Below are 14,117 nucleotides of genomic sequence, written 5' to 3' on the forward strand. Positions count from 1 at the left end.
CCACCGGTCAGTAGCGATTGAAGCGAATCGACTCGCAAACCTCCCTGCTGCTTTTTGGGGCCATGACATTGACCGCAACGCTCCAGCAGTACCGGCCGCACTTGTCGCTCGAAGAAATGTTCTTCCTGTTCCGTCATCGCGACCGTGTTTTCACCGCCACACGCAGTGGCTGTGCATAGCAATGCCGACAGAAACACCCACCTGGATAAGCAGATGGCTTCCGCGCAGCGAAGAATCCCAAGCAAAAGTCTCGAGGAAGGCACGAGAAACATAGTTCGTAGGTGGGGCGAGAGGCGGGGCAGGCAAATAGCAAGCAGACTTCAAATGTACCCGATGCGAGGGGGCAATGCTAAGTTTTAATTCCCTCCCCCAACTGTGGTGGCACTAAATAGACTTTGCGATTCGCTCTGTATACACTGATGCGTCGCACTGTGTGTCTCCTGCTCGCGTGGTGCTTCCCCCTCCCTTCCCCTCCACTATCCCATCTGAATTTCGATGCTACTGCGCTCCGTCTTTCCCTCTTTGCTAGCTCTTTTCCTTGCCGCCACAGCCTCGTTGGCGGCCAATCCCTCGGAAAAAAACGCCTCCGATACCGAGAAATTTCAAATCCTGTTCAATGGAAATGATCTTTCGGGGTGGAAAGGTGTCGATGGCTTCTGGTCGGTCTCGCAAGGCGCGATCGTAGGTCAAACGACCGAGGACCATCCCACCAAAGGCAACACGTTCCTGGTGTGGCAAGACGGCGAAGTTGCCGATTTCGAATTCCGCTGTAAAGTTCGTTTCGAAGGCAACAACTCGGGCGTCCAGTACCGTAGCGACATCGTCGATTCCGAAGGCTTTGTGTTGGCGGGTTACCAAGCGGACCTGCACCCCAGTCCCAACTACTTTGGCATGATGTACGGCGAAAAGTTTGCCAATCGCGGCATTATCGCCACTCGCGGCCAGGAGATTCACATCCAGGCCGACGGTGAAAAGAAAGTGCTCGCCAAGTTACCCACCACGGAGCAACTTACTGACACGCAGTGGAACGATTTGCGGATCGTTGCCGTCGGCAATCGCATGATCCATCAAGTCAACGGCGTGACCACGGTCGATGTCACCGACGATCATCCCAAGGCGATGCACAAAGGCGTGCTCGGATTGCAGTTGCATGCCGGACCGGCGATGAAGGTCGAGTTTCGCAACCTGTTGCTGCGAAACCTTGATGCCGAATCGGGCCAGCAGCTTGTTCGCCAGATCACGGAGTCCGCTGCGGCCCCAAGCACCGAGGACGCAGCGGCGGATCCGCAATCACCCGACGCAAAAAAACAGTGGTTGACTGGGGCCCCGGAAGCTCAGTGGATTTGGAGCAAGCAATCGACGAGGAATCAAAAGCTGTTCTTTCGCAACACGTTCTCGCTCGCCGCGGCCGCTAAATCGGCTCGCTTGTACACCACTTGTGACAACCATGTGAAAATTTGGATCAACGGGCAATTGGTCGGTCAAAGTGATGCGTGGCAAGAGCCGGTGGAAGCGGATGTCGCAAAACATTTGCAGGTCGGCGAGAACGTGATTGCAATCGAGGGGCAGAACGACGAAGGGGTTGCGGCATTGGTGCTGAAAATGACCGCAGAATTGGCGAACAACTCCAAGGCAACGATCATTTCGGACAAGTCATGGAAGATCGCCGATAGCGTCAACGAAGGCTGGCAGACCGGCGCCGCAAACGCAGCGGCTTGGACCAGCGGCACGGTGCATGTTGCCGGGAAATTGGGCGTCGGTCCTTGGAACGTTCCGAACTATGGCAATGCGGCTGGTGGCAGCAACGATCCGCTAAACCCACGCCACATCATCACACAGCCTGGGTTTGTGATCGAGCGTTTGTACGAGGTCCCCAAATCCGAAGGGAGTTGGGTTTGTTTGACCACCGATGCACACGGCGGTTTCTTTGCCAGCGATCAAGGTGACAAGGGGCTGTTTCACATCACCATCGTCGATGGCCAAACCAAGGTCGAGCCGATCGTCGTCAAAGATCCTGAAAACGGACAAGTCCTCTCGGGAGCTCAAGGCTTGCTGTGGGCGTTTGATTCATTGTGGGTGCACCGCAACGGCGGCCATCTGTATCGTGTGACCGATAGCGATCAAGATGGCAAACTCGACACTGCCGAGCGTTATCCGAGCCGCACTGGCGGCGGTGAGCATGGTAACCATGCTCTGATTTTGACCGAAGACGGCAAGGGTATTTACATGGTCGGCGGGAATCATGCGCCGATGGGTGACGTCGCGTCCAAGCGAGTTCAATCATGGGACGAAGACTTCTTGTTGCCGCGGATGTGGGACGCTCGCGGTCATGCACGCGGACTGTTGGCTCCCGGCGGCTGGGTCACGCGACTCGATCCCGAAACCAAAGAACAAGAATTGATCTGTATCGGATTTCGCAACGAGTACGACGTCGCACTGAACCGATTCGGTGACATGTTCACGTTTGATGCGGACATGGAATGGGACATGGGCATGCCGTGGTACCGCCCCACTCGGATTTGCCAAGTCGTCAGCGGTGGCGACTACGGTTGGCGAAGCGGCAGCGGAAAATGGCGTCCTTATTTCGAAGACAGCCTGCCACCGGTCGTCGATATCGGTCCCGGTTCGCCCACCGGCGTTGCCTCGGGAATCGGAGCTGCGTTTCCAACGAAGTACCAAGAAGCACTGTATGCACTGGATTGGACTTTTGGAACGATCTACGCCATTCATCTAAAACCCAACGGTGCGGGGTACACTGGTGAAAGCGAACCGTTTGTCTACGGCACGCCACTTCCCGTAACCGACGCGATCGTCGGAGCGGATGGGCATTTTTACTTTACCGTCGGTGGTCGCGGCGCTGCTTCGGCCTTCTTTCGTGTGCGTTATGTCGGCGACCAATCGACGGCGGCTCCCGAAACCGATGCGAGCGACGCCGCTCCAAAAGCACGTCAAACGCGGCGGATGCTCGAAGCCTTTCACGGCCGCGTTGATGCCAAAGCGATCGAGACCGCTTGGCCTTATTTGGCGAGCGAAGACCGTTTCATTCGCGCCGCCGCACGTGTCGCGATCGAATCGCAACCGGTTTCTCAGTGGGCTGATCGGGCGCTGAACGAATCGGATTTACAAAGCAAAATCACCTCGGCCGTGGCACTGGCTCGACTCGGTGATTCAACTCACCAAGGGCCGCTGCTAAACAGCTTGTTGGCGATCGAGCCGGCCGAGCTTTCGGAAATGCAGCTGCTGGGGTTATTGCGAGCTTACGAGTTGACGTTCATCCGCTTGGGCAAACCGAGCGAAGAACAGCGAAAACAGGTCATCGCGGAACTGGATGGTTTGTTGCCCAATGAATCTTCGGACGTGAACCGCGAACTCGTCACGATCTTGGTTTACTTGCGTTCACCAACCGTGATCCGCAAGGCGATGAAGTTGATCACCGAGGGATCCGAACCCGTGATTCCGGATTGGGAAGAGTTGGCGAGCCGCAACCGTGGCTACGGAGCGAGCATCGACAAGATGCGTGAAAATCCACCGCCATCGCAAGAGATTGCATTGGCGTTTGAGTTGCGGAACTTGGCAACCGGTTGGACATTGGAACAACGACGAGCCTATTTCGAATTTTTGAACCGCGCGGCGAAAGGTTCCGGTGGCGCCAGCTATCCAGGGTTCCTGGAGAACATGCGAACCGAGGCACTGCAGACCTGTTCCAACGAAGAGCGTGAAGCCCTGCAGGACATCACCGGCGAAGATTTCAATCCCGTACCCGACTTTGAAATCAGCCCGCCCAAGGGGCCTGGGAAAAAATGGACGCTTGACGAAGCGTTGGCTGCAACTGGCGGCAAGCCGGATTTCGAGCGAGGCCGAAGTTTGTTCTTTGCGGCGGAGTGTGGCAAGTGTCACCGCTTGGCCGGTTTGGGCGGCGGTGTCGGTCCCGATTTGACCAGCATCCCCAACAAGTTTGACCAGCGGTATGTGGTCGAAGCGATTGTGCACCCCAGCAAGGATATTTCGGACCAATACGGTTCGACCAATGTCTTGATCGACAGTGGTCAAGTTGTCACCGGAATCGTGGTCGACAAGGGCGATAAGATCGAGGTCTATCCGGTCAAAGCGACGGACAAACCCGTCGTGGTCTCGAAAGACGAGATCGAGGAGATGGAGCCATCGACCGTGTCGCAAATGCCCGAGGGTCTGCTGGATGCACTCAGCAAGGAAGAGATTCGCGATTTGATCGCCTATCTGATGGCCGCCGGTAACCCCGAGGACCGTCGCTACCAAAAGTAGCGTCAAGGACATTCGCCGTCGCGTGGCGTTTATGAAAAAGTCCGCTTGGATTGGGAACCGTGGGGGGATCCAATCCAGAGCGGACTTTTTGTGTAGGCAGTAGATCTTTGGCAAGATTCACTACAGGAAATGCTTGCTGACAGGCTGACAGGCTGGCAGGCTGTGCGACGTTAGCGGACGGTGGCAGAGCCGTTAGCGCTTGCGTTGACGGCGGCGTTGGTCGATGCCGCACTTTGGGCTGCGGCTTCGGCAGTTCCTTGCGTCTGAGCGATCGCTTGTTGCTGTGCCGATGCAAAGGCAGCGAGTTGCGTTTCCATCGCGTCGGCGTGGGCCATCAATTCCGCGTTGGCCGATGCGATTGCTTGATCACGCATCTGCGAAATCTCGGCTCGTCGTTGGCGTGCAGCGACGGCGATCATCGACGACAGATCGACATTGGCATCCAGGATGCCTGCGATACCAAACTCGCCGCCTGCTTGGCTGTGCGTTTGCGCCGATGCCGAACCGTGGCCCTCGATGGCGGCTTCGCCCGAGGTCAATAATGTTTCGCCGGTCGCTGCGGTGGTGCTTGCAGTCGCATCGGCGCGACTCTGGCCTGCGGCGGCAATTCCCGTCGCAGTCGCTGCGGCAGCATGGGTGTGCCCTTGTGCGTTGGCTTTGATCATCGCCGCAGTGCGAAGTGGATTGAATTGACCAAAGATCGAATCATAAACCGCCACGTCGCTGTGGGTAATTTGGATCGGAGCGGCCGAGACACCGATATGTGCTTGCGTGTTGCTTGACGTCGCAATCTGGTTTTGCCCGACGCGAGCGTTGCCACCGACGTTTGCATTGGCACTGACGTCCACGTGAGTGTTCGCGGCGGCGGAAAGAGTGGCAGACGAAGCTGCTTTGCCAGTCGCTTGAGCACGGGCGGCCAACCGGGCTGCTTGACGTGCGGTTGCTTCGATTTGGTTGTTCACTCGCGCGGTCACGTTGCCTGCGATTTGAGCTTGAACGCGTTGCTGGACCTGAGCTTGGACTTGAGCCTGCACTTGCGATTGGATTTGATTTTGTACCTGTCCCTGTACTCGCTGCTGAACTTGTGCCTGGACCTGTTGTTGGACACGTTGCTGCGTTTGAGCTTGGGCTCCTGAAAGTGCACCGCCGAGGCCCTGAGCCTGTGCCGTGGTTGAGATCGCAGCCCCTGCGACGACGACTGCGAAGATTCGTCTGATTCGTTTTTGATCGTTCATCCGTAAAACAAGCTCCATGCGAGGGAATAGAGAAGCGATTGAAAGTTTGTTGGCGATGAGATTCACGACCATCGTGAATCGGGGTGGTAATTCGCGGGGACCGCGTGTTACTAAGTGTTTGGAACGCCAAGCTTCGTTCACTTCACCGGCACACTACCTCATCCCGGTCGCAATACGCCAGACAGATTCGTTTGCCATTGCGATTTTTTGATCGTTGCATCGATTTAATGCTTTCAAATTTTCCTCTTACCCCCTGCTCGCGAATCGCCTGTGTCGTCGCATGGTTGTGTGGCACCTTGGTGAGTTGTCTGTGCGCTCAAGACCAACCCGCCACTTTTGCAGGGTTTCCGCCGCAGCACCCAGTCGGATCGGCTGGTGAACCGCCCAGTGAGGGACAGCTCGCAATGTTGTCAATGTTGCAACAGCGGGTCACCAAAACCCCCAATCATTCCGATTCATGGCGGTCGCTGGGACGATTGCAAAACACGCTCGGCGATCCCGAGGCGGCACTTATTTCGATTCGCCGCGCGATCGAATTGGACTCGTATAACGCGGCAGCCCACTTTGATTTGGGGCAATTACTTCTGACCTCGGGACATGGTGACGAAGCCCAAGCTCATTTTGATCGTGTCTACGAGATCGCACCGGCTAGTTCGTATGCGGATCAATTACGGCAGCAAGGGGTGGAGAATCGTCACTCAAGTCATGCTGTGATGGGGACCCCCAGGGTACAGCCATCCAACGTACAGCCAGCCAACGAGCAGCCAGCCAGTGGTTTGCCAGCCAGTGCGGCAAGTTTTCCGGGCGCGTCCGCCCTGCCCTTGCCTGCGGCATCGGCAGAGCAATCGGTCCAGCCCGCCAGCTATTCGATTCAGTCGTTTGATGGATCCGATAATCTGGAGCAGCGTTTCGATGAACTCGAAAGTGAAGTCAAAGAGCCGCTGAATCGTTTGCGTGTCTTTTTCGAGACGGGCGTGCTGTACAACTCGAACATCACGTTGACGCCGATCAGTCGTGAATTAGCGCAAAGCGACGGTGCGAGCTTTCAGGCGTTTGCCAATCCTGATCTCGATTGGAAATGGATTCGCACCGAAACGATGCGGATAGGGCCGATGTTTCGCGGCTACTTTACGGCGAACGAGCAGCAGTTCGAGCAGTTCAACTTGGCAAGCTTTCAGCCGGGGGCCTTCTTTGAACGCGATTTTCAGCTTGGTCAAAACGAAGCGATCGGCCGTTTGGAATACATTTTCGTGAACGACTTTTTTGACGGCGACCAAGTCGGGGATCGTCATTCGGCAACCGCCTCGCTGACCTTGATTCGGCCCGATTTGGACGCCATCTATGGTTATTTGACGCTGGCCCAATCGGATTTCCGCAACGATGGGATCAATCCTGCCTCAACCTCGTTGGATGGCACCACCGTGACGGCGGGGATCAGCCGTTTCTTTCAAACCGGTTGGGATCGGTTGCCAACCTATTCGTTAGGGATCGATCTCGAATCGGCCGACACCGAGGGAGCCGACTATCGTTACCACTCGGTCAACTTGCACGGATCAACAGGCTGGTCGATCAGCGATCGATGGAAGTTCATTCCAACGTGGGGCATCGGCTATCGCGACTACGGCGACTTCACTGGCCCCGTGGCGCGTGACGAGTTCTTTTGGCGACTGCATGGTCGTTTGCAGTACGCGGTCACCGATTCGTTGACACTTTCGATGGTGGCTGGTCACGACCGTTTCGCATCGGATAATCAAGACTACGACACCGAGCGGACCGAGGGGGGCGTCGTGTTGACGTTCACACGCTAGCGAGTTCAGCGACCGCTCAACCAGGGCGCCGCAAGTCCGGCGATGCCCATCACAAACAAGATCCCTAGCGTGATCCGTCGCAGTCGTGCACGTCCAAGCCAATTTCCAAAACGCAGACCAGCAAACGTGACCAGCAACAGCAATGGCGTCATCGCTGCGGCCATCAATCCAGGCTGAATGATCCGCGTGCCGAATGTGTAATACAGCAACCCGATCGCGGGGAACATGCTGATTAAAAACATCCCAAACAGAAAACCGCGAATCCGTCGCGTGTCCCAGTCATGGGCTTGTACCCAAAACACAAGGGCTGGGCCTCCCATGCCGACAAGCCCTTGTAAGAACCCGGAAAGCGGAAAGGCAAGAAATGCCCAGCCGCGATGCAGCGAAGTTTGCGGTCGAGGGTTCAATACCATCATGGCGATCGTCACGGCAAGCACGACCCCGCCCACGACTTGCCGAAGCGTGATCACCGAATAGCTCTCGAGCGTTCGCAGCACCGCGATGCCGATCGGCAAGAACAGTATCCGGGTAAAGCCAGGCACCTTCAGTTTGGAAAAGGAAATCGCGTCACGCAGTGTCCAAACGCCCCACAGATTTTGCGGAATCGTGGCGACCAACAACGATGTTTGAGCCTCCGGAATCGAATAGCCACACCACATCAGCGAAGGGACAATGAATAGCCCTGCGGCAAAGCCGGCAGCCGATTGGACGAAGATTCCGATACATAGAATCAAAGCGAACGGAAGGATGGAAACGAGTTCGTTCATGATGATTCGCAGTGTAACCAGCCAGGGGCAGGTTCAGAAGGAGCGGAATCGAAAACGACTCGGTACGGCTTCCGCTACGCTTAACTCGGACGAGCTCGATAGAAAGAAAAACGCCAACAGGAATGATCTCCCATTGGCGTTCCTGTTTGATAACGATCCGTGCGAAGTGGCTTATTCGTGCTGCATCAAGACACAGATCGCTGAAGGGGCATGCACCACGTTTTGGTTGTACGTCAATTCACCGGTCGTTGGGTTGACCGCGAACGAGGCCAGCGTGTGCGAGTTTTGGCCGGCAGCCAACAACCATCGCCCGCTTGGGTCGAGGTTAAAGTTGCGAGGCGTCGCCCCACGCACGTGTTCATGCTCGATCACCGACAGTTCCCCGCTTTGTGGATTCACTTTGAAAACGGTGATGGTGTCGTGGCCACGGTTGGCGCTGTAGACAAATTGACCGTTGGGATGGACGCGGATTTCCGAGGCACTCTTGAACAGTTCTTTCGCGAGCTCGGATTTGGAAACCGTCGGAATCGTTTGCTTGGGCGTCATCGTTCCTGTTTCGGCATCGTAATCGAACACGGTGACGCTGAGATCGAGTTCGTTCAGTAGGAAGATCCATTTGCCATTGGGGTGGAATTTCATGTGTCGTGGCCCGCCGCCCAGTGGAGCTTGGCCAAACCCGTGTGATGTCAGCGTGGCGGAGTCGGTGTCGACTTTGTAAATCATCACCTTGTCCAGCCCGAGGTCAGGAACAAAGGCAAATCGCTCGTCGGGCGAGAAGCCAGCCCAGTGGGCATGCGGTGCTTCTTGGCGACCCGGCACAATGCGGGAACCCCCTTCGTGTTTCATCAGCGAGGTGCGTTGGTTGATCGATCCATCGGCGTGAAGCGAAAACGCAGCGACCGACCCGCTGCCGTATTGAGCGGTCATCAGCATCTTGCCTTGCGAATCGACTGCGACATGAGCGGCGCCGCCGTCACCGATGGCGACCGAATTGAGCAGCGTCAACTTCGCCGCTTTGCCATTGCCGTCGATCTTAAACGCGGCGACCGATGCAGTGCCGCCTACGTCGCCCACCGCGTACAACACCGAGCCATTTGGATGCATGGCAAGGAACCCGGGACCGCCCATCTCAGCGGCCAACGTGGGATCCGACAGTTTGCCGTTCTGTGTATTCAGCGTGCAGTGATAGATGCCTTTGCTCGGTTTGGCATTGCTGGTGCCGATCCAAACGCTAATGACAGCATTTTCGCCGGGTTGGGCCGCACCGGATGGCGTTGGGGAACTCATGATTTGTCCTGCGATAAAGAAGCCAAACAACAGAGTTAGAAAGGATGTGCGACGCGTCACGATGTTAGTTTCCTGGGGATAGGGGGAGAGGGTGGGGGCTGATTCAGACGGGGTGTCTGCCTCGGCAGCCACTAATCTAACCCACTTGGTCGCCGCTAGGGGGCATCCAGGCGACGAGTCTGGGTAAGCTGCGAGGACCTTTGCGGATTGTCGGTTTTTATTAAAGATCGACTTCAAGGGCGCCGATCTAGTGATAAAGGTAGGTTGATGATTCGAGGGGGGATTCCTCGAAATAACGCGATTGGCTGCGGCGTTTTCTGCCTGATTGGTATCTTGCGAAATCGTAGGCTCGTTGGGGTGTCCACAAACCCAATGGCGTGCGATCCGATGCAAGGATCAGACGGATTTGCCGCGCAAACGATCGCGAGTTTGCCATGTTGCGATCCGCATCGACAAAAACACTCTTTCTCGTGCTCGGCCTCGGATTGATCTCGATCCAAGCTGGCTGTGTCGCACTGAATATCCCCAGCGAGCGTTTGGCGGACCCGGAGGACGGCGGCGGCGTGCTAGGGGATTGGAAACACAATCGTTCCAAGCGAATCGCCACCAAGTTGCATCATGCTTTCTCGGACCCCGTCGGGATCGAATCGACCGCAGTGTTCGCCGGTTCGGGCGAGTTTGATCCCGATTGCCCGCCGGGGCCCACCGGACCGCTGGACGCTTCAGGTTATCCGGTTGACTTGAGTTTCCCAATTGACCAAGGGTTTGATGGCGGCGCACTCGCCATCGACCCGTTCGATTCGTCGGTCGAGCAAGACGGATCGATCAAGCCGCCCGAGATCCCTTGGCCGCGATTCCATCCGATGCCAACTCGCCCCGTCTTTGGGGGTGGGACACACTAGCGATCCCTAATGTGACCGCATCTTGTGGCGAGGGATGGTGCCCGCCAAGTGGTTGCAAATGCTCGAAAAAGTCGAGTTTTCTGCCGAGAATCGCTCACTCTTTACGGACTTCGGATCGCCGAAGATCACGTTTCGTCTTCAGGATGTTAAGCCTGGTAAACCTTGCGGCGCGCGTTCAAAACGCATCAAGCGAATGAGCGGATTGTTCCGATGCAAACAGCCATACCGGTGATTCCGGTGTTTGGGCAGCGGGCGTTGTGGAGTCCGCTGAGATTGTGCATCCGAAAGATTCGGGTCTAGGGATATATGCTACCAACAACCCTACGTTGTCCGGCTGTCGGCCGCTTGATGTTTGCCAGCTTTGCCTTTTCGCTGGCTACTTCGACGCTGTCGCTGCCAGCTCAAACGCCGAGTGAATCGGACAAAAGCAGCAACAGTTCTCACGTTTCCAGTGCTCGTCAAACGCCAACGGTTTTGGCGATTCGCCGCGCCGCACCGGCCGTGGTCAACATCCATGGTCAAAAGACGGTGCGTTCGACCGCCGCTGGAATGGCCGGGGCCAACGGTCCCGATTCGTTCCGCCAAGTCAACGGGATGGGAACCGGCGTGGTCATTGATCCACGTGGTTACGTAATCACCAACTTTCACGTCGTCGAAGATGTCGACGACATCCTGGTCACGCTCGACGATGGCCAGACCACGACTGCCGAGTTGATTGCAGCCCGGATCCGCAACGACTTGGCCTTGATCAAAGTCAACGTCGACCGTCCGTTGCCGACGATCCCGCGAGGGACCAGCAGCGATTTGATGGTCGGCGAGAGTGTAATTGCGATTGGCAATGCATTCGGGTACGTCCACACCAGCACCCAAGGCATTGTCAGTGCGTTACATCGCGATGTGCCTGTGAATGAGTCCCAAGAGTATCACGATTTGATTCAGATCAGTGCCGGGATCAACCCTGGAAACTCGGGTGGGCCGCTGTTGAACATTGATGGTGACATGATCGGCGTGAACGTTGCGGTTCGCGTCGGAGCTCAGCAGATCGCGTTTGCGATCCCGATGGATCAAGTGGTTGATATCGTGACCGAGATGATCGACGAGCATAATGAAAAGCGTTTATTGACAGGTCTGCGAACAAACGGCGGACCCCGCGACGGCGACGGCGTGACTGTTGCCAATGTCTCCGCTAGCAGCCCCGCCGCACGGGATGGGCTGAAGCCGGGTGACCGCGTGGTCCGCGTTGGTTCTCAGCCAGTGGATGACCGACTCGATTTTGCTTTGGCGATGTTGAACGTCAGCCCCGGAGAGCAACTTGAATTTGCGGTCGAGCGTGGCGGACGCCAAATCGACTTGGCGATGCGTACCGAGCAACCGCCTGCGTCGGCAGCTTCGACAGTGGAAGACTTGGCATGGTCGCGAATTGGTATTCAAGTGCGTCCGGTTGCCGAATCAACGATTCGCCGGTTGAACACACGGATGCGTACGAAGTACCGCGGCGGTTTGTACATTGCGGGCGTTCGTCCCGGATCGCCTGCGGATCAACAAGGGATCACCACCGGGGATGTCTTGCTAGGCATTCACGGCTGGCAAACCTCGAACATGGCCGACTTGGCTGGAATCCTCGAGCATCCCGACATGCAGCGTGGTCCTAAAGCAAAGTTTTACATCGTGCGTCGTGAACAAACGTTGTTTGGTCACTTGCAAATCGCAGCTCAAGCCGACAATTCCGCTCGTCGTTAGAGTTTCAGCAAAGAGACAGAATCGCTCGAATCTTTTTTCGAAGCGAAGAGCCCGACGTGAACGTCCCGGGGCGAACTTGAGCTTAGCGACCCGCATCGCATTTCAAGTTTGCCGACCCAGCTGGGACGAGTGCGTCGGGCTTTTGTCGTAGTGCCCTACCAAGTGCGAGCGGCTTCGTAGGCTGAGATTTTGTCCTCGTGCTGAAGCGTGAGCGCGATGTCGTCCAGCCCGTTCAGCATGTTGTGGCGACGGCTTGCGTCGACTTCAAAGCTGCGTTCAAACCCAAGCTTGTCCGAGACGGTTTGCTTTTCCAAGTCGACCGTCAACTCGTAGTTGGGATTCTCGGCCGCACGCTTGAACAGTTCGTCGATGTCGGCTTCGGACAACGCGATCGGCAACAAGCCGTTTTTGAAACAGTTGTTGAAAAAGATGTCGGCAAACGAAGGAGCGATGACCGCGCGAAAACCGTAGTCATCCAATGCCCAAACGGCGTGTTCACGACTGCTGCCGTTGCCAAAGTTTTGGCGTGCTAGCAGCACCGAAGCCCCCTGAGCTTTCGGTTGGTTCAGTTCAAACTCGGGGTTCGGTGTGGTGCCATCATCAAGAAAACGCCAATCGAAGAACAAGAATTGGCCAAACCCCGTTCGCTCGATCCGTTTCAGGAACTGCTTGGGAATGATTTGGTCGGTATCGACGTTGGCGCGGTCCAGCGTAACGGCTTTTCCGGTATGTACGGTGAAGTTTTGCATAAGTTGAGGTCGGGAATCAAAAGCGGGGGTGATGTTTTTTCTTGAAGTGACGGTGCGATCTGCGGAGCCAAGAAGCCTATAGCGACTTGAAATCCCATTCGCGGATGTCGGTAAAACGTCCGGCGATCGCGGCGGCCGCTGCCATCGCGGGGCTGACCAGATGCGTTCGCCCCCCTTTGCCTTGCCGACCTTCAAAGTTGCGATTGCTGGTGCTCGCACATCGTTCACCCGGTGCCAATTTGTCGGGGTTCATTGCCAAGCACATGCTGCAACCCGCTTCACGCCAATCGAATCCCGCTTCCTTGAATACTTTGTCGAGACCCTCTTTTTCGGCTTGCAATTTGACTTGGCCGCTGCCTGGTACCACCATCGCGTTGACTTTGCTCGATACATGATGGCCTTTGACTACCTCGGCTGCCGCTCGCAAATCTTCGATTCGGGCGTTGGTGCAGGATCCGATGAAGACGCGGTCAAGCGAGACATCTTGGATCTTGGTTTTGGCGGTCAAACCCATGTACTCGAGTGCTTGAGCCGTCGATTTCTGATCGGTGGCATCCGAGAAGTCGGCTGGGTCGGGAACCGACGCACTGACGCTGAGCACTTGGCCAGGGTTGGTTCCCCATGTCACTTGTGGCTCGATGTCTTTGCCTTGGTAGACGTTCGATCGGTCGTAGGTCGCACCGGCGTCGGTGGGCAATGATTTCCAGCGAGCGACGGCGGCATCGAAGTCGGTGGGGACTTCGGGCAAGCCTCGCAAGTAATCGAAGGTGACTTGGTCCGGAGCGATCATGCCGGCTCGAGCTCCCGCTTCGATCGACATGTTGCACACCGTCATCCGCTCTTCCATGGTCAGATTGCGAACGCAATCGCCAGTGAACTCCAGCACATAGCCGGTGCCGCCGGCGGTGCCGATCTGGCCGATCAAATACAGGATCATGTCCTTGGCGGTCACACCGCGCGAAAGTGCCCCGTCGACACGAAGTTCAAACGTTTTGGGTTTGAATTGCAGCAACGTTTGGGTCGCCATCACATGTTCGACTTCGCTGGTGCCGATTCCGAACGCCAAAGCGCCGAATGCACCGTGAGTCGCAGTGTGGCTGTCGCCGCACACGATCGTCATGCCGGGTTGGGTGTAGCCGTTTTCGGGGCCGATGACGTGCACAATGCCTTGGCGAACATCGTCGATGTCAAACAGCGTGACGCCGAATTCTTTGCAGTTTTCTCGCAGCGTTTCAATCTGTTTGCGGCTGATCGGGTCGGCGATCGGCAAACTACGGTCGCTGGTGGGGACGTTATGGTCCGGAGTCGCGATCGTTCGCTCGGGGCGTCGAATCGGGCGATTCGCCAA

The 14,117-nt window shown here is 56.5% G+C and carries 10 protein-coding genes; 4 read left to right on the forward strand and 6 right to left on the reverse strand.

What is annotated here, in order from left to right; genetic code table 11:
• On the reverse strand, positions 1 to 272 hold a 272-nt coding region (locus ABX962_RS14910), incomplete at its 3' end, for a c-type cytochrome domain-containing protein (protein ID WP_372720724.1).
• Positions 273 to 495: 223 nt separating this feature from the next.
• Between ABX962_RS14910 and ABX962_RS14915 the strand changes: the two genes are divergently transcribed.
• On the forward strand, positions 496 to 4,281 hold the full coding sequence (locus ABX962_RS14915) for a family 16 glycoside hydrolase (protein ID WP_372720726.1): 3,786 nt from the start codon (positions 496 to 498) through the stop codon (positions 4,279 to 4,281).
• Between the two features lie 170 nt (positions 4,282 to 4,451).
• On the opposite strand, the gene ABX962_RS14920 is transcribed toward ABX962_RS14915, so the two are convergent.
• Complete coding sequence (locus tag ABX962_RS14920) at positions 4,452 to 5,516, reverse strand: hypothetical protein (protein ID WP_372720728.1); 1,065 nt, start codon at positions 5,514 to 5,516, stop codon at positions 4,452 to 4,454.
• A gap of 404 nt (positions 5,517 to 5,920) precedes the next feature.
• On the opposite strand from ABX962_RS14920, the gene ABX962_RS14925 reads away from it, so the two are divergent.
• Positions 5,921 to 7,324 (forward strand): tetratricopeptide repeat protein, encoded by a 1,404-nt coding sequence (locus ABX962_RS14925; RefSeq protein ID WP_372720730.1) that lies wholly within the window; start codon positions 5,921 to 5,923, stop codon positions 7,322 to 7,324.
• Positions 7,325 to 7,329: 5 nt separating this feature from the next.
• Here ABX962_RS14925 and ABX962_RS14930 read toward each other — a convergent pair whose 3' ends face one another.
• Together ABX962_RS14930 and ABX962_RS14935 are read right to left on the reverse strand one after the other, a co-directional pair.
• Positions 7,330 to 8,091 (reverse strand): TSUP family transporter, encoded by a 762-nt coding sequence (locus tag ABX962_RS14930; RefSeq protein WP_372720732.1) that lies wholly within the window; start codon positions 8,089 to 8,091, stop codon positions 7,330 to 7,332.
• 171 nt (positions 8,092 to 8,262) lie between these two features.
• A complete protein-coding gene (locus tag ABX962_RS14935) occupies positions 8,263 to 9,438 on the reverse strand; it encodes a lactonase family protein (protein WP_372720734.1) in 1,176 nt (391 codons plus the stop codon).
• Positions 9,439 to 9,812: 374 nt separating this feature from the next.
• Here ABX962_RS14935 and ABX962_RS14940 point away from each other — a divergent pair, with 374 nt between their 5' ends.
• Positions 9,813 to 10,280, forward strand: a complete 468-nt coding sequence (locus tag ABX962_RS14940; protein ID WP_372720736.1) for a hypothetical protein — start codon at positions 9,813 to 9,815, stop codon at positions 10,278 to 10,280.
• A gap of 306 nt (positions 10,281 to 10,586) precedes the next feature.
• Positions 10,587 to 12,020, forward strand: a complete 1,434-nt coding sequence (locus tag ABX962_RS14945) for a trypsin-like peptidase domain-containing protein (protein ID WP_372720738.1) — start codon at positions 10,587 to 10,589, stop codon at positions 12,018 to 12,020.
• Between the two features lie 155 nt (positions 12,021 to 12,175).
• On the opposite strand, the gene leuD is transcribed toward ABX962_RS14945, so the two are convergent.
• Together leuD and leuC are read right to left on the reverse strand one after the other, a co-directional pair.
• Positions 12,176 to 12,769: a 3-isopropylmalate dehydratase small subunit gene (gene leuD, locus ABX962_RS14950; RefSeq protein ID WP_372720740.1), complete on the reverse strand. Its 594-nt coding sequence runs from the start codon at positions 12,767 to 12,769 to the stop codon at positions 12,176 to 12,178.
• 76 nt (positions 12,770 to 12,845) lie between these two features.
• Positions 12,846 to 14,117 (reverse strand): 3-isopropylmalate dehydratase large subunit (gene leuC, locus ABX962_RS14955; protein ID WP_372720742.1); only part of this gene is annotated, 1,272 nt, incomplete at its 5' end.

Origin of the sequence: Novipirellula sp., from assembly GCF_041583735.1 — a bacterium.
Taxonomy (GTDB): domain Bacteria; phylum Planctomycetota; class Planctomycetia; order Pirellulales; family Pirellulaceae; genus Novipirellula.